Below are 25,598 nucleotides of genomic sequence, written 5' to 3'. Positions count from 1 at the left end.
TAGCGTTAATATTTCTTATACTCGGTTGGTGCCGCTATAGTGCAACAAATGCTGGATAACGCTATTAAACAGGCAAAAGCCGAAGCGAAGAAAGTGGCAGCCGATAAAGCCAAAGAAAAACTTGAGGAAGAAAAAGACAAGTTAATGGAAAAAGGCAAAGACAAACTTAAAGATCTGTTTAACTAGTAGTTTTCCTGCTGCACAGTAGTGCTAGACGGACGTTCCAGACGTCCGTCGCTTACGCCTCTACATATGCTGTTCAATGGCCACTTCAACACTTTCTGTTACGTCCGGCCCTTCGATAGTCAGCCACATCTGACCGTCCTGTACGGTCACCTGAATTTGCATAGAGCGTTGCACGACGTTTTCCAGTGTGGAAGCCAGTGCTTCAGGCACCGTAAACACCGAGAGGTTTTTGCGGGTTTGCAGCTTGTTTTGTTCCTTTTTCCACCAGGCATCAAAGCTGTTATCGGCGTAGGAGTAAATCATCATCTGCTGGCTTTGATTACAGCCTTTCTTAATACGTTGTTCTGAGGGTTGGCCTAATTCAATCCACAACTCAATCTCATCACTGAAGTTCTTTTGCCACAGGTCCGGCTCGTCATCATCGGATAACCCCTTAGTGAACTGCAGTCGTTCATGAGCATTCACAATAAACGCGATAATTCGCAGCATCATACGCGCATCATTTTCAGACGGATGCCGGGCAATGGTGAGGTTGTGGTCGTTATAGTAGTTGCGGTCCATATCGGTGATCGACAGGTCTGCTTTAAAAATGGTTGCTTTAAGTGCCATGGTGATCCTGAATAATGAACAATAAGAACGGCAGTGGGCGCAAAAATAAATGTCGCCGGATAACGAGGCGCTATATTAGCAGCAATTCTGCCAGGGCGTACGACGTTACGCGGATTAAAATATATTAAAAACGTATTTGGTTACGCATTGCTTCGCTCGCGAATGAACCACGAAAGTCTATGATTTTCGGCTGGGTAATGAGTGACCGTTATGCCAGTGGCATAACGCAGCACGAAGAACGACACGCCCGGATGGCGTGGCTGGGCGATGCTACAGGGATGTAACGCACATATGAACTGTTAGCGGGAGCTTTATTAATTAAACAGTCATTAACAGGTTTTGTCCTGTAAGATTTATTTATCGGGAGTCAGTTGTGCTACCTCACCAGGTAAGGTAAACACCACATGGTAGTACTCTACAGGTAACAACTGCTGCTCTCTGGCTGCAAACCAGCGTTTGGCGCTTGAACCCTGGCACTTCGGACAGTGACGATTACGGCAGGAGTTATATGCGATGGCATCGGTATGACAGTGTTCACAGTGCAGGTGATGAGCACCTAACTGGGCACTTCGACAACGCTCAATGGCTGACATCACTTTCAGTTGCGCTAAGCTTAAATGCCTATGCTGAGCGCTTTTATACTGCGTACCAGACAGACGAAACACATCCGCCACCTCAAGCGGTGGCCGTGAACAACTCGACATAACATCACGCTCACAATGCCAGTGTATCTAACGGACTCACCACCTCTCGCAAGAGTTTACTGGCGACTTGTGCATACAGCGCAGTGGTTTCCAGTTTACTATGCCACAACAGCGTTTGGATGATGCGAATATCGACTTTATCTTCCAGTAAGTGCGTGGCGAAACTGTGCCGTAAGGTGTGCATGGAGACTTTTTTATTCAGTCCTGCATCCAGACACGCAGACTGACAGGCACGACTGAGTTGACGGGTGCCAAGTGGGTTTAACGGATTTTGCCCTGGGAACAACCACCCTCCCGGTAGCATTAGGTGATGCGCTTTGGCATGTTTGTACCATTGGCGAAGTGTACTCAACAGCATTGGCGATAACATTGCCATTCTGTCTTTCTTCCCTTTACCTTGCTCAACGCGCAATAGCATGCGAGAACTGTCGATATCCGTCACTTTCAACATCGCCACTTCGCCAATCCGTAACCCAGCCCCATAAGCGACCGAGAAGGCAGCTTTGTATTTAGGGTATCCGGAATTTCTGGTTGATAAAATGCCAAAGATGTAAAGAAGAAAATCTTTCTCAGCGGATTATCTGATTGATCCTCTTCAGCCTACTCTACTGCCAATTTTCTGTTTCCACCTTCGCCTGAGTCTTCATAGCGATGCTGACTAGGGAGGACAGCGAGAGCTGGGCAAGCGTCAAAGCGGTTCTGGTTCATGCGCAATCCGAACACCTGCACAACATTCCTCTTGTAAGAAACCGATCAAATTCTCTAGGTGCCCATACTCGGGTATACAGACAATCGTGCGGCTATGTTTCTCCTGCCGGATCAGCCCTACCTTGGCCATGCGCGCAAGGTGATGTGATAGCGTCGAAGCAGGAATACCCAGCCCCTTCTGGATATCTCCGACCGAAGCCCCATCATGGCCAGCTTTGACCAGAAAGCGGAACACGGACAGTCGGTGACTATTCCCTAGCTCAGCTAAGCTGGCTGCAACCTTTTCGTGATCCATAGCACGCCCCAATAATTCGATGTTTCTAGAATTATAGTTGACAGGTCGGATAAACGCAAGTAGGCTGCGTACATCATTTCGACAATACTAGAAATATAGGAGTAATATTGAATGTCATCTCAACTCCAAGACGCTCTAGGCATGTTCGCCTTTCTCGCTATCGAGCTATCGGTTTTATTCATTGGCATTAGCTTGCTGGTCGGAGTTCTTCAACGTCACATCCCACCATCCAAGGTGGAAGCGTTACTGACTTCCAGTGGGAAGCGAGGCTATTTTCTTGCTGCTGGTTTAGGAGCTATAACGCCCTTCTGTAGTTGCTCGACTATCCCCATGTTGAAAGGGTTGATTCGGGCACGGGCCGGTTTTGGGCCGATGATGGTGTTTCTTTTCTCATCTCCGTTGCTGAATCCTATCGTCGTCGGCCTGCTGGTTGCCACGTTTGGATGGACACTTACTGCTATCTATGTGCTCGCCGCTTTGGTGGTCGCGGTAGGTGCCGGATGGCTGCTTCACACGCTTGGCTTCGAGCGTTATGTGCGCCGGACGGCGACACAAGAGAGCAGTGGATGTAGTTCATCAGCAAGCCCGTGCAGTGCTACATCGACCGCATCGAGTTGCGGCACCAACAGCTGCGACACCACTCCGAAGACGGCTTCTTGCGGGGCTGATAGGAAGACAACAGTCTCTACGTCTAGCGAATGCTGTGACAGTCAACCCACTGTCACGGTTAAGAAAGAAGGGAAGTACAGTGGTGTGTGGCGGGAAGCTTGGTCGGACTTTATCGATGTGTTGCCTTACCTGCTCATCGGTATTGCGATTGGCAGCGTGATCTATGGTTTCATGCCCACTGACTTATTGGAGCAGTATGCAGGCCCAGATAATCCCTTTGCCATTCCAGTTGCCGCTGTCATCGGCGTGCCGTTGTATATTCGCGCTGAAGCCGTCATACCTCTGGCAGCGGCTCTGATGGCCAAAGGCGTGGGTGCCGGGACGGTGCTAGCGTTGATCATCGGCAGTGCCGGAGCCAGCCTGACTGAGCTCATTCTGTTGCGCTCTTTGTTCACGCTGAAGCTTTTAGCGGCGTTTTTAGCAGTCATTTTTGCTATGGCGATGATTGCCGGTTACGCCACCTACCTGTTTTTCTGATCAAGGCGGGAGATGATTAATTCGTTAAGCCTTCCTGGGTACCAGTTGGTGGATTCTGATGAGCAGAATGAAGACATACATTTTCGGCTTGAAGCACCTACACCAGTAGCCTGCGAGGGGTGCGGCGTGCAGGGAATCGGCAATAAGCAGAGTCACGAAAGCACTCCGGTCAAAGGGTTCGGGCCCGGTGCCAGCCCGTTTCGCTGGCACCGTTCGGGATGCGCTGAAAAAAGCCATTTATCGTCACTCCGCGAAGGCGGAGCCCAGGCGTTACGGAGGTTCTGGATTATCCCCCTTCGGGCCAGCGCAAGCGCTGTTCAGCGATAAAACTGCTGTCCCGCCTGCGCGGGAATGACGACTATTTTCAGAGTTTCCCAAGCCGGCGACTATAGCTTGCCGCGATTCTCGAAAACTTAACATTCGATCTATAAGGTCGCAGCGGAGCACGCCTGCACCCTTCGACAGTCGCTTCGAAGCCCTCTCACAGAAGCCGTTACATAACGCAATTGCTTGTTTTTGAAAAAGTTCCATTGACTCGAAAATGTCATGGAGCAGCAAGCCTTCTGTCATATCGGATTTCCATAATTGCCTCCGTCCAAACAGACGATGTCATGCCGCAGGCAATGACGGCGTTTCATAAAACGAAGGAGCTTTTCGATGAAGATGAAGTTGATTGCGGTTGCTGTTGGTGCCGCTCTGGCGGTACCCGCTGTGGCAATGGCAGATGTGACCGTCTATGGCCGTGCACATGTTTCGGTGGATTTCCTCGATGACGGCGCCGACTACTCTGAAACCAACCTTTCCAGCAACTCCTCGCGCCTTGGCTTCAAGGGCAACCATGAGATCAACCCGAATCTGAAGGCCTGCCCGAGCATTGTCGGCGGGCAGTTTTACTACCTGTACATGTTCGAGGATCTCTACAGCCGTAAAATCGTTGGTTACGAGGTCCATGAGGCCGAGAGTGGCGAATATGCCGCCCAGCTTTTGCAACGCACTCAGTTGCGTGAACAGTGCCTGCACAAGCCGCTGGTGCTGCACTCGGATAACGGTGCGCCGATGAAGGCGCAGACCATGAAGGCGAAGCTGGAAGAGCTGGGCGTGCTGCCCTCGTACAGCCGTCCCCGTGTCAGCAACGACAACGCTTTCGTTGAATCGTTGTTCCGGGTGTTGAAGTACCGTCCCCAGTGGCCCTCCCGTGGCTTTGCCTCGCTGGATGAGGCTCGGCTGTGGGTAGACCGGTTCGTTCGCTGGTACAACACCGAGCATCGGCACAGCAAGCTGCGCTTCGTAACGCCGGAGCAGCGTCACAACGGCGAAGATGCCGTGCTGCTGGAGCAGCGCAAGCGGGTACTGGAGCAGGCCAAACAGAGTATGCCGTCACGCTGGGGGACGCGCCCCGTCAGGAACTGCGAGCCTGTTGGACCGACGACGTTGAACCCGGAAACGGAACTGCCTATGCGGCAAGCGGCTTAGTAGTAGAACAGTGACAACTATCTTGAAAAACGCCGGAGGGTTGCATGAAGAAAAAAAACAAGGTCATCGTAAATTTGTCCGCCCTTGCCAATATCAAATCAGGCCGTCAGCAGCGTCCAGGGCTACGTATTTTGCTGATGATGTTTTCGTTAGTGTGCGCCGCTGCCAGTGTTCAGGCGCAGCCGCAGGGCATGCTTGATCGCCTTGAGAAGCCAGCGCATAAAGCGGTCAAGGCTGCAGAAAGCTCACTTAACTCTTTGGCTCTAGCGGGTGACAGAACAGTTGTTGTCGGAGAGCGTGGTCATATCCTGTGGATGGATGGTGCAGACAATCATTGGCGGCAAGCTGATGTCCCTGTTAGTAGTGATTTAACAGCTGTCCAGTTTGTTGATGAAAATACCGGATGGGTGGTCGGTCATGATGGTGTCGTGCTGCATAGTCAAGACGGCGGAGAAAGCTGGAGTCTACAATTAAATGGACACCAGATTGCAGCTTTGCATGAAGCGCTGGCAGGCGTGCTCAGTGCCAGTGGTGACGAGAGAAGTGCTGAAAAGTTAAGCTTTGGCGCTGACCAGGGTGTTGATCAATCATTGCTGGCGTTGCATTTCAGCGATGCCAATCACGGTATTGTGGTTGGCGCCAGCAACCTCGCACTCGAAACCCGAGATGGTGGTGCTAGTTGGAGCGTTATTTCGCATCACATTGATAACGAGAGCGGGTTGCATCTGTATGGTGTTGTCGAGGCCTTGGGCGCTTTGTATGTGCTGGGCGAGCAAGGGCTGATACTGAAAAAGAACCCTCAAACAGCTACATATCATGCTGTCAAAAGCCCATATCGCGGCTCCTGGTTCGGCGGCATTGGTAGCCATGATCGCCTGCTGGCCTACGGTTTGCTTGGCAACACCTGGGTCACCGCCGATGGTGAAAACTGGTTGAAAAGTGATATGAACAGCTCTGTTGCTATTACCTCCGCAAGCAGCGTGAGCGCCACTGATCTGGTTCTCGTGAGTCTTAACGGCGAGGTTTTTTATTCAAATGACGGCGGCAAGCGGTTCGAAACGCAAGCTCTGGGTAGCCAATACCCTTTCTATGCCGTGCAAGCAAAAGACAGTGAAACCCTGGTGGTTGCCGGGTTGAATGGCGTCAAGATTATAAAGATTAATAAAGATGAGGAATACCCATGATTAAAGAGGCCGTTGATTTGGGTAAAGACATTAATGAATCATTTGACGCTGATTCAGGAAGTGTAGTTGAGAAAATAGTATTCAGTAATAGGCTGGTTTTGGTTTTAATGACCCTTGTTATATCGGCATTTATGGCCTATGTCGTGGTGGATAAGCTGGCGTTAAGTGCCAGCTATGAAAAAATGATGCCGCAGAACCATGAGTACGTCGTTAACTATTTTGAGCATAGTGACGAGTTAAGTGGGCTAGGCAGCGCTTTGAGAGTGGTCGTTACCAACCCGAATGGTAATATTTTTGATGCTGAATATATCGAGCAGCTACGACGTATAAATGATGATTTGTTTATGGTGCCCGGGGTTGATCGAGCATGGATAAAATCTTTGTGGTCACCAGCCGTGCGTTGGACAGAAGTGACCGAAGAAGGCTTCCGCGGAGGCCCGGTTATGCCGAGTACCTACGACGGCTCAGCGCAAGAGTTAGAGAAGCTTAAGCTTAATATCATACGAGCCGGTGTGCTGGGTGAGCTGGTGGCTAATAACTATCACTCCAGCATGATATTTTTGCCACTATTGGATAGTGACCCAACCACCGGTGAGGCGCTGGACTATGCAGTACTGTCAAAGCGTATTGCTGACGTGCGTGCGCAATATGAGGCTGAAGGGCTTGTTGATATTCACATTGTTGGTTTTGCGCAAATTATTGGCGAGCTGGTAGCTGGGTTGTCAGAAGTGCTGATGTTCTTTGCAGTGGCTATCCTGATTATCAGTTTGATTATATTTATTTACACGCGCTGCGTGCTTAGTACGGCTCTAATGATTTCTTGTTCGCTTATTGCTGTGCTATGGCAGTTAGGTATTGTTTCACTAATGGGGTTTAGCCTGGACCCCTTCTCTGTACTGGTTCCCTTTCTGGTATTTGCTATCGGCGTCTCTCATGGTGCGCAAAAGATGAATGGCATTATGCAAGACATAGCCGTCGGTGCGCACAAACTGGTTGCTGCGCGGATGACGTTTAGGCGACTGTTTATTGCTGGGTTAACCGCGCTGCTGGCAGATGCCGTTGGCTTTGCCGTGCTGATGTTATTCGATATCCCGGTGATTCGAGACCTGGCCGTAGCCGCCAGTGTCGGTGTAGCGGTATTGATTTTCACTAATCTAATTATGCTTCCAGTCCTGTTGTCATACACAGGTGTGAGCGTGTCAGCTGCAAAACGTAGTTTGAAGGAGCAAACAGATAGTCCATCTGCATTCAGCTTGGTTGGTCTTCTTGTCAAGTTGCAGGTTTTTACGAAAAGACGTTGGGCTGTTTCTGCGCTGTTGATGGCTGCAGTTCTGGTGTTGATTGGTTATACCACTAGTCTTGATCTGCAAATAGGTGACTTGGATGAAGGTGCGCCAGAGCTGCGCCCTGATTCGCGATACAATCAAGACAATGCCTTTGTAGTACAGAACTACTCGCTGTCCAGTGACCAGTTTGCCGTAATTGTAAAAACACCGACTGATAGTTGTATGAATTTTGCTGCGCTTGATGCGATGGATCGCCTGAGCTGGGAGCTGGAGCAGTTGCCAGGGGTGCAAGCCACTCAGTCGTTGGCCGCAGCGGTTAAGCAAATTACCTCGGGTGGATACGAAGGTAATCCTAAGTGGCTGACGCTGAGCCGCAACCAATACGTAATCAACTATGGCGCACAGGCAGCCAGCGTCAACAACCAGGACTTGTTTAACGTTGAGTGCTCGGTTATGCCGGTAGTGGCATACTTAGCCGACCACAGAGCCGATACCTTGAATCAGGTTACTGAGTTGGTTCAGGTTTTTGCTGACCAATACAACAGTGATGAGTACGAATTCTTAATGGCAGCGGGTAACGCTGGTATTGAAGCTGCGACTAACCAAGTAGTGAGCACGGCTTGGCGTCAAATGCACCTTTATGTCTACCTGGCCGTAGCCGCACTATGCTTCGTGACCTTCCGTAGCTGGCGTGCGGTGGTGATTGCGGTATTGCCTCTAGCACTAACCTCGTTGTTGGCTGAAGCACTCATGGTGGTGTTGGGTATTGGCGTAAAAGTGGCTACCTTGCCGGTTATCGCGCTGGGTGTGGGGATAGGTGTGGACTATGCCTTGTACCTCATCAGTATTCAGTTAGCTGGACAGCGCAACGGCGAGACCTTAGCTCAAGCCTACTATCGCGCACTGGCTTTTACCGGAAAGGTGGTTGCGGTGGTCGGTGTTACCTTGGCTGTCAGTGTGATTACGTGGGCCTGGTCTCCAATAAAATTTCAGGCTGATATGGGGATACTGTTAGCTTTTATGTTTCTGTGGAATATGGTCGGCGCTCTTGTTCTTATCCCCGCGTTGTCTCATTTCTTGATGGGCGATAGGCACTTTTTCAAAAGTGTCAAAAAATAAGATTAGTAAAGTCACTGGTGGGCAGTTGATATCCGTGTGTGTAAGCAATAAAAGTAACAATACCTGGAGTATGATATGAAAAATAAGGTGTTTGTATTAAACAAGCCGGCGCTTAATCAGCTGGGCTTGGTGGTCTCTGCAATTGTGCTGGGTGCAGCATTGCCTGGTGTTGGGCATGCGGCACCTATAGATGTCGGTAATCCTGATATTAAAGTTCGTTGGGATAATACTGTGCGGTTGAATTATGTTCACCGTGTAGAAAGCCAGGATAAAAATACTCTTGCACAAGTTAACGCTGATGACGGTAACCGTAATTTTGATAAAGGTACTGTTTCTACTCGGCTGGATATTTTGTCTGAGTTTGACTTTGTTTATAAGCGTAACCATGGCTTTCGGGTGACGGCGGCGGGTTGGTATGATCGCGCCTATGACCGCTCACTCGATAATAAAAGCGTGGGCACCAGTAACCATATCAATAGCAGTGGTAACCAGGCGCTGGGCTTGTCCAGTGAAACCAAACGATTTTATCGTGGGCCATCTGCTGAGTTTCTTGATGCCTTTGTATTTACCCGTTTTAAGATAGGTGGCATTAATACCGACGTTCGTGCAGGAAGCCACGTGGTGTATTGGGGCGAAAGTCTTATGGGTAATGGCATCATGCATGGTATTGCTTATGGCCAAACCGGTCTCGATTTGGCCAAAGCCGTGGCCGTCCCTGGCACAGAAGCCAAGGAGCTGTTCAGACCGCTGAACCAGATTTCCATGCAAATCCGCCCCAGCGCTGAGTTGTCTATCGCGTTGCAGTACATGCTGGAATGGGAAGCCTTCCGTCTCCCAGAGGCCGGTAGTTTTCTAGGCACGACTGACATGCTGTCTCTTGGTGGAGAGGGGCTTATTTTAGGCCCTGGCGTGGTAGCTCGCCGTGCGCATGATGCCACACCAGATGATCGAGGCGAGTGGGGTGTAGCTGCTCGTTGGTCACCTAGCTGGGCTAAGAACGGCACTATTGGGTTCTACTACCGTAATTTTGCCGATAAGCTGCCACAAGTCTTTTTGACTGGTGGAGGTGCTAATTATCATTTGGCCTATGGAGATAATATTGATCTGTATGGTCTGAGTTTCACCCAGCAAATATACGGTATTAGCGTGGGGGCTGAAATCTCTTATCGTGACAATATGCCCCTTGTCAGTGATGTTACTGCTCTTGCAGCCATGCCTAGAGATGGGTCTGTTCCGGGTGCGAGAGGTAAGACATGGCATGGATTGGTTAACCTGATTGGTACTAGGCCCGCTAACGCGCTATGGGACTCATTGGGCTGGTCTGCCGAGTTGACCTGGATGCATGTTGATAAAGTTACTGATAATGCTCACCTGTACAAAGGTCGTAGTGGTTATGATGGACTGGATAAGCCAGATGACACTTATGTCGCTTTAGCGCTTAACCTGAATCCAACGTACTTCCAGGTGATGAATGGGGTGGATATGTATTTGCCCTTTAGTGTTTCTTATGGCGTGCATGGTAATGCTGCTACTACCTCTGCTGGTAATGAAGGCGCAGGTAATTATAGTTTGGGTGTGGGGCTTGACGTTCATTCGCGCTATAGGTTCGACTTGCGTTACACAGATTACCTGGGGCGAAACAAGGTTAATGATGCAGGTAATCGTGTATACAACGGTGGCAACTCTCTGCTAACAGATCGTGGTAATGTCAGTCTTACGTTTAAAACAACCTTCTAGGGTGTGGGAGTCATAATATGAAACGACTAATCATTTCTGGCTTTGCTGTGGCCTTGATGCACTCGGCAGTCGCTGCGGTAACTGCAGTGGAGGCAGAGCAACTAGGCTCTTCTTTAACCCTGTTTGGCGCCGAAGCCGGCGCTAACGCAAACGGTGATATTCCGGCTTATACGGGTGGTTTAACTACAGCGCCAGCTGGATATGTGCCTGGCTCTGGTAAATATGTAAACCCCTTTGCTGATGAGAAGCCGCTATACAGTGTTTCAGCTGTGAATATGACGGAATACAGCGACTATCTGACTGAAGGTACTAAGGCGCTAATGGAGGCCTACCCTACTTTCAGAGTCGATGTTTATCAGACTCACAGAACCGTTGCTTACCCGCAGTCGGCTCTTGAATCAACTAAGGACTGTGCGGTTAATGCCAGATTAACCGATGCTCAAGGTTCAGGGTTTACTGGTGGCTTTAACTGTGTGTTGTTCCCTATTCCACAAAATGGAATGGAAGTCATCTGGAACCACAAGACACGGGCGTTGGGTAAATACCAGACGGTGATCGACGCAGAAATCTATAACGTTGGTTCCAATGGTCGTGCGGTGTTGTCCTCTGCAGGGGACCAGTACTATCATAACGTCTTCTGGGACCCTGACGCTCGCGCTCAGTTTGAGGGTGACAGGTTCTTCAGTATGCTCCGAAATAACTACAAGCGTCCAACCCGCCGTGCAGGTGAAATGCTGCTGGTGAAAGACCCTGATAATGACCAAGAAGTTGGCCGTATGGCCTGGTCTTACCTGCCTGGTCAGCGTCGCGTTCGTCTGGCGCCTGACGTTGGGCATGATTCACCAAACCCATCCACATCTGGCATGACTACCTTTGATGATAACCAAATAGGTGGTCTTGAACGCTTTGACTGGGTGCTTAAAGGCAAGCGTGAGATGTTGGTGCCCTATAATAATTACGATGCGGTTTTCTGGACCTCTAAAGAAGACCTGCTGACGCCTCACCATGCTAAGCCGGAGGCTATTCGTTGGGAGAAGCACCGTGTTTGGATAGTAGAGGCCAGTCTCAAAGAAGGTCAGCGCCACGTGTACAGCAAGCGCCGTTACTACATCGACGAAGATAGCTGGGCCATTGTTGCCCAGGAATCGTACGATGCTCAAGGCAACTTGTGGCGGGTGCCGCTGTTCCTGAGTTTCCAGGCTTACGATCAGCAAGTGCCTTACTCGGGCTTGTCCACTATGTATCATGACTTGAATACCTCGGGTTGGACTATGTATTCCTTGCTTAGCAGTAACTCCTCCAAGCTGCTTTATAAAGAAGGTCATACTGATGGTTTCTTTACAGCAGAGGAAATGGCTGGTAGTGGCGTACGTTGATAAAGGGTAAGCAAAGGCCGTCTTAGGGCGGCCTTTGTTATTAGACACGGCTTGTAATAATAAGGTTTAGATATGTCTGACTTTGAATTTCGCGAACCAGCCGTCGTGAGCGAAGAACTGCGGATGTTACGTGATCAAGCTCGACGCTTTGTTAAAGATGTAGTAGAGCCGCATGGCGAACAGTGGGAGCGTGATGGCCTCGTGCCTCGGAGTATCTTTCGTGAGCTTGGCGATTTGGGGCTGTTAGGTGCTCGTTACCCAGAAAGTTGTGGCGGTAGTGAGCTGGGGCCTATGGCCTCTGTGGTATTGGCAGAAGAGTTTTCGCGTAGTAGTTTTGGCGGTTTTGCTTCATCGGTTAACGTGCACACGGATATGTCACTAGCACATATGGCCAAGAACAAGGTCAAGATCGATGTGGCCCCCACTCGCCACGGCATCACGCGCGGCGAGACGATCTACTTCTTCGACCCGAGCGGTAACCGCAACGAGACCTTCGCCGGCCTTGGCTATCTGGCGCAGCGCGACCGGCCCGTCACCACCTGGTCGGAAGACAAGCTTGGCAGCGGAATTTTCTATCACACGGGTGAGTTGGTGGCCTCGTTCACCGACGTCTACACCTGACCCGCCGTCGCGCAGAACCACAAGCATTCCACAAGATCTTCCAACAGGAACAAGACAATGAATACGGTCGAAAGGACGAAGGGGAACTTGATCGCTTCAGCATTGGTTTGCTGCGCGGTCGTCTTCCAACCCACTGCAAACGCGGCGGATGCGAACGCCAACCTCGAGCCCAATCGCGACCAGCCGATGATCAACCCGGCGGCTAGCGCGCAACAGGCAACGACGATCACGCTTCTCGGGACGAAGGGCGGCACGCCAGACCCGAGTGGCAGGCGTGCGCAGTCCTCGACGCTGCTCACCGTCAATGGTGTGCACTATCTGATCGATGCTGGCGATGGTGTGGTGCCCAGGCTCATCAAAGCTGGCGTGCCGCCCTATACCGTCAGAAAGGTGTTTCTGACTCACCGCCACTTGGACCACACGGCGGGATTGACGGCGTTCATGTCGCAAAGTTGGTTCAACGGGTGGTTCTTTCACGACAAGTACTACATGGACAGGAGCACGACGAAGCCGTTTGTCGAAATCTACGGACCGCCGGACACCTCAACTCTCTTCGAGGGTTCGATGAAGTTCCTGAGCGTCTTGGCGCGGGATACCGACGCGCCCGCTTTCGGGACGATGAAATTGCCGCCGGAGGTGTTCTCTGTGCGAACGATCGAAAAGCCCGGAGCGTTCTTCAATGATGGCACCGTGAAGGTGACCGCCATTGAGAACACGCATTTCGGAATTCCGATGCCGGGCCCCATTGCGAAGAACGGCGACTTCAGCTTTGCATATCGATTCGATACGCCGAGCGGTTCGGTGGTCTTTACCGGCGACAGCGGTCCGAGCGAGAACATCACGAAATTGGCGGAAGGAGCCGATGTTCTCGTCAGCGAGGTGCTCGATTTCAAGCTCCTGACGACCGAGTCCCGGGAGGGCGTTGGAATCACCAAGGCACCCAACCCGGAACAAATCAGATTCCGCATGGAACAGCAGCATTTGTCTCCCGAAGAGGTTGGGAAGATGGCTGCCAAAGCCGGTGTGAAGCTCGTGATCCTGTCTCACGTGGTCCCGGGAGATGTGTCGCCGAAGTACTTCGTCGAGTTCGTCGCGGCGGTCAAGAAGTATTTTTCCGGGCCGGTCATCCTGGGGCAGGACCTATTCCAGTACTCGATGGTCAAGCAATGAGTGACCGTTCGGGGTGTCCGTCATGAAGCATTTCCTCAACTACCGGGCAGCCCACAGATGCACCACCAAGCCGCCACTGAAACCCATCTGCCGAGAACAACAATGAACCTTCGCCACCCTGCCCCCATTGCGCTCGTTCTGAGCAGCCTGCTGTCCCTCGCAGCCTGTAGCACCACGAGCAAAGCCCCTCCTACCGACCCTGCCAGTATCGGTGAGGCCTCGCTGCACCACGGCCTGATGCGCGGCTACCTGCCCATAGAGAACCTGCCCGACAGCCTGGCGCTGCTGCCAGCGCCGCCGCAGCCAGGCACCCCGACCTTTGATACCGACGAACTGGCCTTTACCAGCACCCGCGTCCTGCTCGACCAGCCGCGTGGCGACCTGGCTCGCAGTGATGCGCGCCTGAAGTTCCCGCAGGCGACGGAAGCCTTCCACTGCGCAGCCGGCATTCCCCTCAACAGCGATGCGACGCCACACCTGGAAACCCTGTTGCGCCGCGTCATGACCGATTCGGCCCTCTCGACCTTCAAGGCCAAGGATCACTACAACCGCACCCGTCCCTTTGTTTATAACAAGCAGGCCAGCTGTACGCCGGAAGAAGAAGCGTCACTGGCCAAGAACGGCTCCTACCCCTCCGGCCATGCCGCCCTGGGCTGGGCCTGGGGCCTGGTGCTGGCCGAGCTGATGCCCAACCGTGCCGACGCGCTCTTCCAGCGCGCCTACGACTACGGCCAGAGCCGGGTCGTGTGCGGCGTGCACTGGCAAAGCGATGTGGACGCCGGCCGCCTGATGGGCGCTGCCTCCGTGGCCACCCTGCATACAGACCCGACCTTCCTGGCGCAGATGGCGCTTGCCAAGCAAGAAATTGCGGCGCTGGAAAGCCAGGGCACGGCCACGCCAGCGAATTGCAGCACGGCAAGGTCAGGCCAGTAAGCCTTCGCATCGTTCCGCCCTTTTCCTGCAACCACCCCGAGAGACGCTCAATGACGACCCCGCTTGCCGCAGAAATCATCGTGACACAGCCCATGCTGCGCGCCACGGCGATACTGGCCATGATCGACGCCGCGCAAGGCCAGGCTGAAGCCCTGGGCCTGGCGATCAATATGGTTCATCGCGCCTTTCCGGGGAAGGCGGCCTTGATCTTCAGGAAGAAATAGGCTGAATCCCGGAACCCGTAGGCCATACGCTTGATGACCTTAATGCGGTTGTTGACGCCCTCGAGAATGCTGGTGTTCAAGGGAAAGATGGCTGAGGCGAGGATGCCACGCAGGTACTTTCGCAGTCGCTTTGCAAAGGCGATCGCCGGCGCGATGCCGCTTTCGATCGCCAGGCGGTACCAGTCTTTCCATCTTCGGGCGCCGTCTCTGACCGATGGCGCAAACCAGATTTCCTTGATGGCGGTCTTCAGCAGATAGACGGTAGCCAGCGGTGCGTTGGCCGCCAGCAGTTCCTCGAGCTTGACCGCCTGCTCGTTGCCCAGGTTGTCGCGGTTGCGCAGCAGCAACCAGCGCGAGCGCTTGATGACCTGACGTTGTGCGGGCGCACTGCGCAAGGCATTGGCCTGATCGACGCGCACCCGGTCGACGACCTCCCGACCAAAGCGGGCGACGACATGGAACAAGTCATAGACGACTTCGGCGTTCGGGCAATGGGCGCGCACCTCCAGATCGAAGGCGGTGTTCATGTCCATTGCGACCGCCTCGATGTGCTGACAGCCCTCTTTGCCCAGCAATTCGAAGAAGGGCCGGATCGCCTCGCGGCTGTTGCCTTCGCCGACCCACAACACGCGCATACGTTCGGCATCCATGATCACCGTCGCGTAGCGGTGCCCCTTGTGCAGCGCGAACTCGTCCATCACCAACCGACGCACGCCCTGCGCATCGAAAGCGCCATACCGGGTCTGCAGACGCCGATGGTCGATGCGCTTGATGGTGTGCCAGTGCAAGCCCGTGAGTTGGGCGACGTGGGCGATCGGCAGGATCAGCACCAGCGCCTCGATCCAGGCGCGTAATCGGTGTGTGATGCGCTCACCCGTGTCGAGCCAGCTCAGGCGCTCGGCCGCCCGTGCGCCACACTGGTAACAGTCGAGGCGGCGAATCGGCACATCCAGCCAGACGCGTCGATCGAACCAGTCTCGATCGCGCACCCGGCGTCGCCGGCGCTCGTGGAGCAGAACACAGTCGCTACCGCAGCGCCCACATCGCCGGCGGTGTGAGGGGTCTTCAGAGAGGGTGAGAAGCAGCGAACCGTCGGCTCGCTCCTGGCATGAATCGACGAGGCGGCCTTCCCAGAAGACCACGCCCAACATAGCATCGCACATGACGGGGAAGAGGAAGGGGATCGGTTTGTTTGGCGACTGCCAATCTACCAACCTCCGAACCGTCAACCACTACTTCCCCCAGATCGCGCGGGGTAAGCGGATTAAATGGTTGATCTTACCTTTGCATGAGAGTGAGACAGACCGGCATCTCATCGGATTATCTGGTTGATGCTTCACCTACTGCTGGTGCATGTTTCCTTCGCTAATTCCAGCAAGAACCCCACACGCCTCAACTTCCCGGTCATCGTTGCAACTCGCTCTCAGTGAAACGAGTTGTTTCTCAAGCGCTTGCAGAGCGGTTATCTGCGACCGCACATGAGAGATGTGATCATCGAGCAAGGCGTTGACGGCGGTACAAGGCTGATGAGGGTCGTCCTCATAGCTCTGTAGTTCGTGAATCTCAGCCAGTGACAGGCCCAGGATTCTGCAGCGACGGATGAAGGCCAGCCCCTCACCATGCTTCTCGGTATAGACACGGTAACCGTTGTCCTGCCGATCAGGCGGCGGCAACAAGCCCTGCTGTTCATAGAAGCGGATCGTCTGTGTTTCGACCCCTACCAACTGCGCCAACTGACCAATGCGCATCAGCCTCCTCCCCAACGGATTCTTTACTCTATTGACCTTATAGTAGCTTTATAGTTTTAAATGGTACCACAACATTGTTCAAGTGGAGTCGTATCATGAGCAAATCCTGTGGTGGCGCCTGTGGCGGTGATGCAACGTCCGCAGCGGATGCCGATATACAGGCCTCCTCCGAGGCGCCAGGGAGATGGGTCAGTGTTTATGCCGTGCCGAAGATGGACTGTCCATCAGAAGAACGAATGATTCGCCTAGCCCTGAACGGCTTTGAGGAGATTCGGGCGCTGTCCTTCGACTTGTCGAACCGCCGGCTGAAGGTCGTGCATGACGGCGAGGTCGAGCCCGTCACCTCGAAACTGAAGACCTTGGGGCTAGGCGCCTCGCTTCAGGAAACCGTCGCTGCAAATCCGGAGACCATCAAGGCCGCCGAGTTTTCGGCAGCTTCTGCTAAGCAAGAATCCGGGACCCTGCGCTGGTTGCTCGGCATCAATGCACTTCTGTTCGTGGTGGAAATGACTGCCGGTCTGATCGCCCGGTCCACCGGCCTGATTGGAGAATCCCTGGACAATTTTGCCGATGCGGCGGTGTACGGGCTTGCCCTTTATGCGGTTGGACATAGCGTGAAAATGCAGGTACGTGCCGCGCATCTTGCTGGTGTACTGCAACTGATCTTGGCTGTGGGCGTGCTCGTAGAGGTGGTGAGACGCTTTGTATTCGGTAGTGAGCCTGAATCGCTGGTGATGATGGCTATCGCATTCGTCGCATTGATTGCCAATACCAGTTGTCTGCTGCTCATATCCAAACATCGGGAAGGCGGGGCGCACATGAAGGCAAGCTGGATATTCTCGGCCAACGACGTGGTGATCAACCTGGGGGTCATCACCGCCGGCGCCCTGGTCGCGTGGACCGGTTCCAATTATCCGGATCTGATTATCGGCACCATCGCGGGGGGCATTGTACTTAACGGTGCCAGACGCATTTTGGCGTTGAAGGGTTAAATAATGCTCATTATTGGCAAAAAGCTCTCGCCGTATGCCCTATTGTCCATATCGGGCCTGCTGGCAGCGTCTGATCAGGCTGTAAAGTGGCTGGTGCAGCAATCAATGGCCTATGGCGAGTATGTTTCGGTGACCCCGTTCTTTAACTGGGTGCACCTATGGAACACCGGTGCCGCATTCAGTCTTTTTGCGAATGGTGGAGGCTGGCAGCGCTACTTTTTTATCGGAATCGCGGTAGTGGTCTCGATTTTTCTGATCAAGCTGATCCTTGAAAATCGTCATAAAGGAGAAGCCATCGCTTACAGTCTTATCCTCGGTGGCGCCATGGGCAACCTGATTGACCGGGTCTTTCGCGGCTATGTTGTGGATTCCTTTGATTTCTATTGGCGAGACTGGCATTGGCCGGCCTTCAACCTGGCTGATATTGCAATTGTCCTCGGTGCCTTACTTTTCGTTTCCAGCAGCTTGTTGGGTAAAAAAGCAAACACCAATGCCGAGTCGGATGGATCTGACTGACACCTACGCCTATACAACACCATGACCGAACTTCCCGACAACATCCTTCACCTGCCGCAATACCAAGTACTGGGCTGCAAATCAACCGACGACGAAATGCACTTCCAGGTGGACGTGCCCGATCCCATCGCCTGCGAGGAATGCGGCGTGCAGGGTGAGTTCGTACGGTTCGGCAAGCGTGACGTTCCCTATCGTGATCTGCCCATCCACGGCAAGCGGGTCACTCTCTGGGTGGTCCGCCGCCGATACACCTGCCGGGCCTGCAAGACAACATTCAGGCCCCAGCTACCGGAGATGGTGGACGGATTCCGTATGACACTGCGGCTGCATGAGTACGTGGAGAAGGAATCCTTCAACCACCCCTACACCTTTGTGGCGGCACAGACCGGCCTGGACGAGAAGACGGTGCGCGACATCTTCAACGCCCGCGCCGAGTTCCTGGGGCGCTGGCACCGCTTCGAGACGCCCCGCATCCTGGGCATTGACGAGCTATACCTGAACAAGCGCTACCGCTGCATTCTGACCAACATTGAGGAGCGAACCCTGCTCGACCTGCTGGCCACCCGCCGCCAGGACGTGGTGACCAACTACCTGATGAAGCTGAAAGACCGGCAGAAGGTCGAGATCGTCAGCATGGACATGTGGAACCCCTACCGGGCAGCGGTCAAGGCTGTGCTGCCCCAGGCCCGTATCGTGGTCGATAAGTTCCATGTGGTGCGCATGGCCAACGATGCCCTAGAGAGAGTGCGCAAGGGCCTCAGAAAGGAGCTGAAACCGTCCCAGAGCCGGACTCTCAAGGGAGACCGGAAAATCCTGCTGAAACGCGCTCACGAAGTCTCAGACCGGGAGCGCCTCATCATGGAGACCTGGACAGGCGCGTTCCCGCAACTGCTGGCCGCCTACGAGCACAAGGAGCGCTTCTACGGCATCTGGGACGCCACCACACGGCTCCAGGCAGAAGCCGCCCTGGACGAGTGGATAGCCACCATCCCGAAGGGCCAAAAGGAAGTCTGGAGCGATCTGGTCAGGGCAGTGGGAAACTGGCGCGAAGAGACCATGACCTACTTCGAGACGGACATGCCCGTCACCAACGCTTACACGGAGTCCATCAACCGACTGGCCAAGGACAAGAACCGTGAAGGGCGCGGTTACTCCTTCGAGGTGATGCGGGCACGAATGCTCTACACCACGAAGCACAAGAAGAAGGCACCGACTGCGAAGGTCTCTCCTTTCTACAAGAAAACCATCGGTTACGGACTGCCGGACTTCGCAGAGGAACTCAACTACGGAGTCGATCTATCAACCATCTGATAATGGTATCAGGTTGGTGGGGTAAAGGTGCCCCATCAACCATTAAATCCGTATACCCTGTATTTAATGCTATGTGTGGCATCAATCAGTTGCTTGACTTCCTCTTTACTCAATACCGTCGGCAACTTCCTTGGCACCGGCACGGTGCTGACTTTGAGCATCACATCAGGTCGATTCAAGGACTTATGAAATAAGAACGTTAAACCCGATAACGTGGCATTGATGGTGATGTTAGATGTACCTTGCTCGGCCAATGTGAGTTGGAATTGGCGCAATTCTTCAGCCGTGGCATCCTCTGGCGAGCGTTTCAAAAAGGTAGCGAGTTTCTTCACGCCTCTGATGTAGCCTATTTGCGTTTTAGGACTGAGCCTACGCATGGTCATATCTTCAATCATGCGTTGGCGTAAGGGGTTGGATCCTTCAAAGTAACTCATGGTTTCACTCCTGAGTAAATTCAGGGCGACATTGCCCTTCCTTCAGCTTAGAAGCGGGGAACGAGATCAGAATATAATTAATGAGGTGGGGGCGGCACTACTACCGCGGAGCGGTTTAGTCCTGTTGTCTTTAGGCGACCTTGACTATCAAACCAGTTTCTACCAAGTTTTGCACAAATCGGAAATGTCGCCATCTGGATGAAATTTCAATATCCAACCTTAGAATGCAAATAGCCGTTTTTTGATGCGCCTTAATAGAATGATGGTACCAATTCAGCCGAAGGCGAAACTGGAAATGAATACAACGGCAAAGCAGGCCGTCAGCCTGCTTTGCGTCTGCGTGAAGATAGGAATTAGTGCCCCTGGTGCCCCTGCCCTCCAGCAGCGCCATGCACGCCCTCTATATAGTGCATGTAATTGACGTAGTCAGCGACAAAGGCACGCCCCTTATCGCCGCTTTGATCAGCCATGGCCCTTGCACGCTGAGCCTCATGATAACGCTCACGAATACCGTTCTCGATCTTGCGGGTTATATTTGCCACGAGGCGATCAATTTGCCCGTTTTCCAACGCCGCATCCGCCGCCATTAAACCCGGATCAATCTGTCCGGAAGGCTTGATGCCCGTAAAGGGTGCGCCTTCGGAGGCACGATGAACCTCAACGAGCGTCGAGAACAAATGCTGATCGGCAATGTGTTTCGCAGTTTCGCTTTGCCCGCGGACTTGGAGCACATCGGCGAATACCCTTTTGATTTCGGCCTCATCCTTTGCCGGCACCCATTTGAGCAAGGGCTTAACATTGCCTGACTCCAGTGCCGCACGGGCTTCGGTAATCACGGGACCGTCCAGAGCATCACAATGAGCTTGGGCGCTACCGGCAAACATCAGGCTGAAGATTGCTGCGGCCACTGCGGGAACAGCAGTTTTGCGTAATTTGGTTTTCATACATGACCTCTTCATATTGCGTTGAGCTTCACGAGCACCGGGTTTGGTGACGCTTGGCAATCAGAGTACGGAAGGCAGGCCAAAGAAGCGTTCGCAAGTACGAAACCGAACCGATTCCATGGTTTAGAAATAAAAATAAACAATTCAGTTAGTTAGAGGTTTCAGTATCGGGTGGGAGCGTACTCGAACGTCTGATTGCCAGGTTCAGGATGGAGGCTCGGGGCGAATATCGCCCTGCAGGGTTCGTCGGCGATATTCACTGGGGGTAAATCCTGTCTCTTTCTTGAAAGCAGTATTGAATACGGACTTCGAGTTGAAGCCAGAGTCATACATGATCTGCAGAATATTTGCCTGATTGGCTGCATCGGCCAGGCGCGATTTCGCCTCGTCGATGCGATAGCGACTGACGAACTCAAAGAAATTGCAGCCAAAGCCTTGGTTAATGGCCCGTGAAACCTCTCTTGAAGGGGCGCCCAATTTCCGTGAAAGTTGTTCCAGGGTCAGGTTGGGGTGCAAGTGGGGCTTTTCCTGGTGCATTAACTGTTGGAGCCTGACCTTTAAAGTTTGATCAAACTGCGGCGTGGGCTCTTCTTCCAGCAAGGCGGCCTGGTCTGCTGCCAATCCAGAGAAAACAATGGGTTGGCGAAGAGAGTTTATCATCAGAAAATTGATGAAAATGAAGCCCGTTACAGCGCCAGCGCCGGCCACCCACTCGGTTCCGGGCACGCTTCTAAACACATGCGCTGTAAGGCAGTACATCATGCTCACGGTCCAAGCCACTGCATAGCCGATCAGAAGCGTCCGTAACCACGCAAGTTGTTTGTTTTCAATACTCGAGAAAATCTGTCGAATACCAAGGCCGAAACGGTTAATCGCACGAATAGTCGCGTACAGGTAGCCCAGAAAGACCGCGTGAATAGCGACTGCAAGAAGGGGAGAGGTAAGTACGCCCGGGTGGTCCCGTTCAAGCAGAATCTGAATTTTGGTCTCGCTCGGCTGCAAATAATACTCAACCAGAAAAATTGCGCCGACAACCCAGAATAGCAACGTGTGCATGAGATGCTTCCCGCGTAACCGGAAGTTCTGATACATCAGCGATTGCGCATATAGATAGAGCGTGCCTGCTTGCAGAAGCCCGATGAGTGTCCCGAGGTAGGCGAAGTTTGGGTACTGGAGCGCAAGCCCGCTGCCATAGAGGAAGATCTCTCCCAGCCCGGCGGCGAAGAACACCAGAGTGGCAACCAGGAGTCGGTTAGATATGAGCCCACTGTTGGATGGAAGTAGGAGAAAAACGGCAAGAGCCAGCGATTGAATGATGCTCGTCAGCAGCACAATGTCGGTGAGTGTCAGATACATGCCAGATTCAGCTCCGCTTCAAAACCATCCTGCCGTCCTGTTGCCGGCGATCTGAGATGCAGGGTCATGCCGGCACCTTTAGCAATCGCATCGGCAATCGCGAGGCCCAGGCCAGAACCTGCAGCGTCCGTTTTGGCGCGTGCAAACCGGTTTCTTAAAAGAGCGAGCTGTTCCGGTGGCACTCTTGCACCGCCATTGCAGACCCTTAAAACCCCATTATCGTTCAGGTTGATCTTCACCGGCTCGCTACGGGAACCATGCTTAAGGGCATTCTCGATCAGGTTACGCACCAGGATGGCGAAGGCATCGGGATCAAGAAAGGAGTTCACTTCGCGCTCCGGCAGGGATAAAACAACTCGCCCGGGTGCCTGGGCCTCAAAATCCCGGGCAATCATCGCGAGGATGGGCACAAGATCCTGCTGGCTTTGTGAGAGTGCACCGCCACCTTCTGCTTTTGCCAACTCGAGCAGTTTTCCGGACAGCACCGAGAGACTGCGTAACGCTTCTTCAATTTCTGCAACATCATTCTTGAGATAATCATCGGGCATTCTGGTTTTCAGTCGCTGCACTTTGGCAAGCGCTGTTGCCAGGGGAGTTCGCAATTCATGGGCACTGTTGGCGGTAAAGCTGCGTTCTGATTCGAGAGCACGATGCAAACGCTCAAGCAGCCGGTTGATGGCACCGGCGATTGGTTCAAATTCACGGGGTAACTGCTCTTCTACAACAGGGGACAGATCTCCCGCGCCGCGGGATTCAATGTCTTGCTGAAAATCGACCACCTTACGAAGGGAAAGCCGGACAATCCACCAGACACCCAACAGGCTGACCGGAATCAGCACCAGTAAAGGCAACAGTAAGGCTAATCCCGCCTCCAGAGCGGATTCACGCCGGTGCGCCAAGGGTTCGGCCACTTCAAGATAGATGGTATTGCTGACTGCAGATACGCCATATAGCCGGTGGGTCAGAGTATCTGAAAACCCTTCCGCGGGGGTCCTGCTAAACACGCCAGGGTCGGCATCGTGGGACTGGAGCAGAATATTTCCAGCTTCGTCCCGTACCAGATAGGTCAGGTATTCGTCATGGTCTTTCAGGGCTGGGGCCTTTTGATTGCCCGCGCCGTTCTCACGGTTCAGGATGTCGGTGACCGCCAGTGGCAGTATGCGCTGGGCGGTTTCTTCCAGGGCACTGTCGAAGACCTCGTTCATTTCATGCTGTGCCACCAGTCCCGAAGCGGTCACGCCCAACAGCCAGAGTAGGGTGACACCGAGTGTCAGGCCGATACCGAGTGTTTTTTGCAGGCTGGTTCTAGTGGTCATGTGTTTCCAGGCGATAGCCCATTCCCCTGACGGTTACGATAGCGTCCCGCCCCAGCTTTTTACGCAGACGGCTGACATAAACTTCGATGGTGTTACTTTCGATTTCGGCCCCGAAAGCGTATAGACGATCCTCCAGTTGCGATCGCGATAACAGCATTCCGGGTCGCTGGATAAAGCCCTCAAACAATGCCCACTCCCGTGCCGTAAGTTCTACCGGCAGGCCGTTGCGACTGATGCGGTGATCGCCAAGATCAATCATCAGCTCGCCCACTTGTATGATCGGGCTTGGATTGCCGCGATATCGGCGAGCCACCGCGGCCACGCGGGCCGACAACTCCGAAAGATCAAAGGGTTTGACCAGGTAGTCGTCAGCACCGGCATTCAATCCTTCAATCCGGTCAGACACCTGATCCCTGGCGGTCAGAATGATCACCGGTGTTGTTATTCCGGTAGCCCGGATCGTTCGCAAAAAGCCGAAGCCATGGCCGTCGGGCAGCATCAGGTCCAGCAGAATCAGGTCGTAGGCTGTGGTCCTGATACTCGCCTCAGCAAAGCGCAGAGTTTGCACCCAGTCCACGGCGTGGCCGTCGTCCGCAATCTGATCCCGGACCGCCTCGCCCAATCCCGCCGTATCCTCCACCAAAAGAACCCGCATTGTTCACCTCTGACCCAGCCCTGGAATCAAGATACTACAGCTCAAACCTGACAACAGCCTGAATGGTCAATAACGCTTCGATCTCTCTTCACCGACCTTCAGCTGGCTGTCAGGTTTGGGCGCTAGCCTTAGGGGGAATATTCCAGGTACCGATCGCAGGAGATGTGATGATGCGGATGATTTTTCCTTTCGTTGTGTTGGTTTTGGGCCTATGGGCCTGGAGCCTCTTTGCAGGTCCTGGGGCCGGTTCGCCCTGGGCAGTCTATGACCAGAGCCTGCTGCTCAGTGGGCTGTTATCCATTGCTCTGATGTCACTGACCATGATGTTGGCACTGCGCCCAGCCTGGTTGGAGAGACCGATGGGTGGGCTGGATCAGATCTATTGCACCCACAAATGGGCAGGCATTCTGGCCGTGGTATTCGCCGCCGCCCATTGGCTGATTGAAATGGGTGACGATGTAATAGAGTCGGTGTTCGGAAAAGCCGGCAAGCTGCACGATCAGGATTATTCCGGGTTCATCGACACCATGCGCGATGCGGCGGAAGAGGTAGGGGAGTTCGCCATCTATCTGCTGTTCGCCATGCTGCTGATCACCTTGTTGCGCAAGTTCCCCTACAAATACTGGCGCTATTTGCATCGCGGCATGCCGGTGCTTTATCTGTTGCTCGCTTTCCACGCGGCGTGGCTTACTCCGCTGCAATGGTGGCAGCAGCCAATCGGTGTGCTGATGGCCATTTTGCTCTTTGGCGGCAGCATCGCCAGCGGGCTATCCCTGACCGGCAGAGTTGGTCGTCGTCGCCAGGTTCGCGGCATGGTCACCGCGATCAAAACACCAGACCGGGACGTCACCGAAGTTACCTGCCACATGGGGCCGGCATGGCCCGGTCACCGTGCGGGGCAATTCGCCTTTGTGACCTTCGACCGGATTGAGGGTGCGCACCCGTTCACCATCGCCAGTGCGGATCGGGAAAATGGCACTGTTACCTTCCTCATCAAATCCCTCGGAGACTTTACCCGCAATCTGAGCCAAAAAATCAGAGTGGGGCAAACCGTGAAGATAGAAGGCCCTTACGGCTGTTTTAACTTCGAGCGCCGCAACCGCAAATCCCACCAGATCTGGATAGCCGGTGGCATCGGGATCACGCCGTTTCTGGCCTGGCTCGAAGCTCTAAGCAGCGCCACCGACGCCACCGTGCCTGAAGCCGATCTGCATTACTGCACGCGCAACGCCGGCCAGGATTCCATGGTGGATCGACTTCGGGCGCTTTGCGATGGCTTTCCCGGGATACACCTCGAGATTCATGACAGCAGCAAGGGGCAGGGGTTGTCTGCCGAGACGTTGTCTACCAACGGACGCTCGGCAGCAGGCGCAGAGGTCTGGTTCTGCGGCCCGGCAGGGCTGGGGGAAGCCATTAGAAACGGCTTGCGGGCAGCACCGTTCCGCCTGACTCGCTTCCATAAAGAAGCCTTCCAGTTCCGCTGATAATGTCTGGTTTGTTCAGGGCATTGTCAGGTTAGCGTCTTAAAGTGGATTTAACACAACCAGCAGGAGAG

The 25,598-nt window shown here is 53.5% G+C and carries 25 protein-coding genes and 2 pseudogenes; 15 read left to right on the top strand and 12 right to left on the bottom strand.

Annotated features, from left to right (window positions below):
- Positions 1 to 39: 39 nt before the first annotated feature.
- Positions 40 to 186, top strand: a complete 147-nt coding sequence (locus FHK95_RS20015; RefSeq protein WP_178114715.1) for a hypothetical protein — start codon at positions 40 to 42, stop codon at positions 184 to 186.
- Positions 187 to 246: 60 nt separating this feature from the next.
- Here the strand turns inward: FHK95_RS20015 and FHK95_RS05570 are convergent, their stop codons facing one another.
- The 4 genes from FHK95_RS05570 to FHK95_RS05555 all read right to left on the bottom strand — a co-directional run bounded on the left by FHK95_RS05570 (position 247) and on the right by FHK95_RS05555 (position 2,502).
- Positions 247 to 795 (bottom strand): YaeQ family protein, encoded by a 549-nt coding sequence (locus tag FHK95_RS05570; protein WP_150303592.1) that lies wholly within the window; start codon positions 793 to 795, stop codon positions 247 to 249.
- A 353-nt stretch (positions 796 to 1,148) separates the two neighbouring features.
- Positions 1,149 to 1,499, bottom strand: coding sequence for an IS91 family transposase (locus FHK95_RS20415; protein ID WP_281956539.1), 351 nt, complete (start codon positions 1,497 to 1,499; stop codon positions 1,149 to 1,151).
- 10 nt (positions 1,500 to 1,509) lie between these two features.
- On the bottom strand, positions 1,510 to 2,040 hold the full coding sequence (locus FHK95_RS05560) for a tyrosine-type recombinase/integrase (protein WP_268977546.1): 531 nt from the start codon (positions 2,038 to 2,040) through the stop codon (positions 1,510 to 1,512).
- Positions 2,041 to 2,187: 147 nt separating this feature from the next.
- Positions 2,188 to 2,502 carry an ArsR/SmtB family transcription factor gene (locus FHK95_RS05555; RefSeq protein WP_000349485.1) on the bottom strand — a complete coding sequence of 105 codons (315 nt, stop codon included), beginning with the start codon at positions 2,500 to 2,502 and terminating at the stop codon, positions 2,188 to 2,190.
- 111 nt (positions 2,503 to 2,613) lie between these two features.
- Between FHK95_RS05555 and FHK95_RS05550 the strand changes: the two genes are divergently transcribed.
- From FHK95_RS05550 to FHK95_RS05510, 10 genes and pseudogenes are all read left to right on the top strand, one after another.
- Positions 2,614 to 3,648 carry a permease gene (locus FHK95_RS05550; protein WP_000098298.1) on the top strand — a complete coding sequence of 345 codons (1,035 nt, stop codon included), beginning with the start codon at positions 2,614 to 2,616 and terminating at the stop codon, positions 3,646 to 3,648.
- Positions 3,649 to 4,305: 657 nt separating this feature from the next.
- Positions 4,306 to 4,449 (top strand): annotated as a pseudogene (locus FHK95_RS20330) (porin); the annotation flags it as partial.
- Positions 4,450 to 4,518: 69 nt separating this feature from the next.
- Positions 4,519 to 5,121, top strand: a pseudogene (locus FHK95_RS05545) (transposase); the annotation flags it as partial.
- A 44-nt stretch (positions 5,122 to 5,165) separates the two neighbouring features.
- The gene (locus FHK95_RS05540; RefSeq protein WP_123891436.1) at positions 5,166 to 6,305 is read left to right on the top strand and encodes a YCF48-related protein; all 1,140 of its coding nucleotides are present in this window, start codon (positions 5,166 to 5,168) and stop codon (positions 6,303 to 6,305) included.
- Positions 6,302 to 8,710, top strand: coding sequence for an efflux RND transporter permease subunit (locus FHK95_RS05535; RefSeq protein WP_048512690.1), 2,409 nt, complete (start codon positions 6,302 to 6,304; stop codon positions 8,708 to 8,710). The genes FHK95_RS05540 and FHK95_RS05535 overlap by 4 nt, the downstream gene beginning before the upstream one ends.
- A gap of 75 nt (positions 8,711 to 8,785) precedes the next feature.
- On the top strand, positions 8,786 to 10,447 hold the full coding sequence (locus FHK95_RS05530) for a DUF1302 domain-containing protein (RefSeq protein ID WP_150303590.1): 1,662 nt from the start codon (positions 8,786 to 8,788) through the stop codon (positions 10,445 to 10,447).
- 17 nt (positions 10,448 to 10,464) lie between these two features.
- Positions 10,465 to 11,823 (top strand): DUF1329 domain-containing protein, encoded by a 1,359-nt coding sequence (locus FHK95_RS05525; protein WP_150303589.1) that lies wholly within the window; start codon positions 10,465 to 10,467, stop codon positions 11,821 to 11,823.
- A gap of 72 nt (positions 11,824 to 11,895) precedes the next feature.
- Entirely contained in the window at positions 11,896 to 12,444 is a 549-nt protein-coding gene (locus FHK95_RS20410) for an acyl-CoA dehydrogenase family protein (protein ID WP_206668538.1), read from the top strand.
- A gap of 57 nt (positions 12,445 to 12,501) precedes the next feature.
- Positions 12,502 to 13,614 (top strand): MBL fold metallo-hydrolase, encoded by a 1,113-nt coding sequence (locus tag FHK95_RS05515; protein WP_150303588.1) that lies wholly within the window; start codon positions 12,502 to 12,504, stop codon positions 13,612 to 13,614.
- A gap of 102 nt (positions 13,615 to 13,716) precedes the next feature.
- Positions 13,717 to 14,547 carry an acid phosphatase gene (locus FHK95_RS05510; RefSeq protein WP_042920722.1) on the top strand — a complete coding sequence of 277 codons (831 nt, stop codon included), beginning with the start codon at positions 13,717 to 13,719 and terminating at the stop codon, positions 14,545 to 14,547.
- 47 nt (positions 14,548 to 14,594) lie between these two features.
- Here FHK95_RS05510 and FHK95_RS20325 read toward each other — a convergent pair whose 3' ends face one another.
- From FHK95_RS20325 to cadR, 3 genes are all read right to left on the bottom strand, one after another.
- Positions 14,595 to 14,726: a hypothetical protein gene (locus FHK95_RS20325; protein WP_256671459.1), complete on the bottom strand. Its 132-nt coding sequence runs from the start codon at positions 14,724 to 14,726 to the stop codon at positions 14,595 to 14,597.
- A complete protein-coding gene (locus tag FHK95_RS05505) occupies positions 14,723 to 15,922 on the bottom strand; it encodes an ISL3 family transposase (protein WP_123891441.1) in 1,200 nt (399 codons plus the stop codon). Before FHK95_RS05505 ends, FHK95_RS20325 begins: the two co-directional genes overlap by 4 nt.
- A 189-nt stretch (positions 15,923 to 16,111) precedes the next feature.
- The gene (cadR, locus tag FHK95_RS05500; protein ID WP_009403731.1) at positions 16,112 to 16,519 is read right to left on the bottom strand and encodes a Cd(II)/Pb(II)-responsive transcriptional regulator; all 408 of its coding nucleotides are present in this window, start codon (positions 16,517 to 16,519) and stop codon (positions 16,112 to 16,114) included.
- Between the two features lie 95 nt (positions 16,520 to 16,614).
- On the opposite strand from cadR, the gene FHK95_RS05495 reads away from it, so the two are divergent.
- From FHK95_RS05495 to FHK95_RS05485, 3 genes are read left to right on the top strand one after another with little or no spacing between them, the layout of a single operon-like run.
- Positions 16,615 to 17,511, top strand: a complete 897-nt coding sequence (locus FHK95_RS05495; RefSeq protein ID WP_150303586.1) for a cation transporter — start codon at positions 16,615 to 16,617, stop codon at positions 17,509 to 17,511.
- Between the two features lie 3 nt (positions 17,512 to 17,514).
- On the top strand, positions 17,515 to 18,027 hold the full coding sequence (lspA, locus tag FHK95_RS05490) for a signal peptidase II (protein ID WP_003821921.1): 513 nt from the start codon (positions 17,515 to 17,517) through the stop codon (positions 18,025 to 18,027).
- A 21-nt stretch (positions 18,028 to 18,048) separates the two neighbouring features.
- Positions 18,049 to 19,338: an ISL3-like element ISPpu12 family transposase gene (locus FHK95_RS05485; protein WP_004574636.1), complete on the top strand. Its 1,290-nt coding sequence runs from the start codon at positions 18,049 to 18,051 to the stop codon at positions 19,336 to 19,338.
- A 35-nt stretch (positions 19,339 to 19,373) separates the two neighbouring features.
- Here FHK95_RS05485 and FHK95_RS05475 read toward each other — a convergent pair whose 3' ends face one another.
- The 5 genes from FHK95_RS05475 to FHK95_RS05455 all read right to left on the bottom strand — a co-directional run bounded on the left by FHK95_RS05475 (position 19,374) and on the right by FHK95_RS05455 (position 24,043).
- Positions 19,374 to 19,772: a site-specific integrase gene (locus FHK95_RS05475; RefSeq protein ID WP_206668537.1), complete on the bottom strand. Its 399-nt coding sequence runs from the start codon at positions 19,770 to 19,772 to the stop codon at positions 19,374 to 19,376.
- A 353-nt stretch (positions 19,773 to 20,125) separates the two neighbouring features.
- Positions 20,126 to 20,716 (bottom strand): DUF6448 family protein, encoded by a 591-nt coding sequence (locus FHK95_RS05470; protein ID WP_150303585.1) that lies wholly within the window; start codon positions 20,714 to 20,716, stop codon positions 20,126 to 20,128.
- A 204-nt stretch (positions 20,717 to 20,920) separates the two neighbouring features.
- Positions 20,921 to 22,072, bottom strand: a complete 1,152-nt coding sequence (locus FHK95_RS05465; protein WP_150303584.1) for a helix-turn-helix domain-containing protein — start codon at positions 22,070 to 22,072, stop codon at positions 20,921 to 20,923.
- Positions 22,063 to 23,388 carry an ATP-binding protein gene (locus FHK95_RS05460; protein WP_011786649.1) on the bottom strand — a complete coding sequence of 442 codons (1,326 nt, stop codon included), beginning with the start codon at positions 23,386 to 23,388 and terminating at the stop codon, positions 22,063 to 22,065. The genes FHK95_RS05465 and FHK95_RS05460 overlap by 10 nt, the downstream gene beginning before the upstream one ends.
- The gene (locus FHK95_RS05455; protein WP_011786648.1) at positions 23,378 to 24,043 is read right to left on the bottom strand and encodes a response regulator; all 666 of its coding nucleotides are present in this window, start codon (positions 24,041 to 24,043) and stop codon (positions 23,378 to 23,380) included. Before FHK95_RS05455 ends, FHK95_RS05460 begins: the two co-directional genes overlap by 11 nt.
- A 167-nt stretch (positions 24,044 to 24,210) precedes the next feature.
- Here FHK95_RS05455 and FHK95_RS05450 point away from each other — a divergent pair, with 167 nt between their 5' ends.
- Complete coding sequence (locus FHK95_RS05450) at positions 24,211 to 25,527, top strand: ferredoxin reductase family protein (RefSeq protein WP_150303583.1); 1,317 nt, start codon at positions 24,211 to 24,213, stop codon at positions 25,525 to 25,527.
- Positions 25,528 to 25,598: the final 71 nt, after the last annotated feature.

It is taken from the genome of Pseudomonas saliphila (assembly GCF_008638345.1).
Taxonomy (GTDB): Bacteria; Pseudomonadota; Gammaproteobacteria; order Pseudomonadales; family Pseudomonadaceae; genus Halopseudomonas; species Halopseudomonas saliphila.
This window is presented reverse-complemented; position numbering and strand designations above follow the sequence as displayed.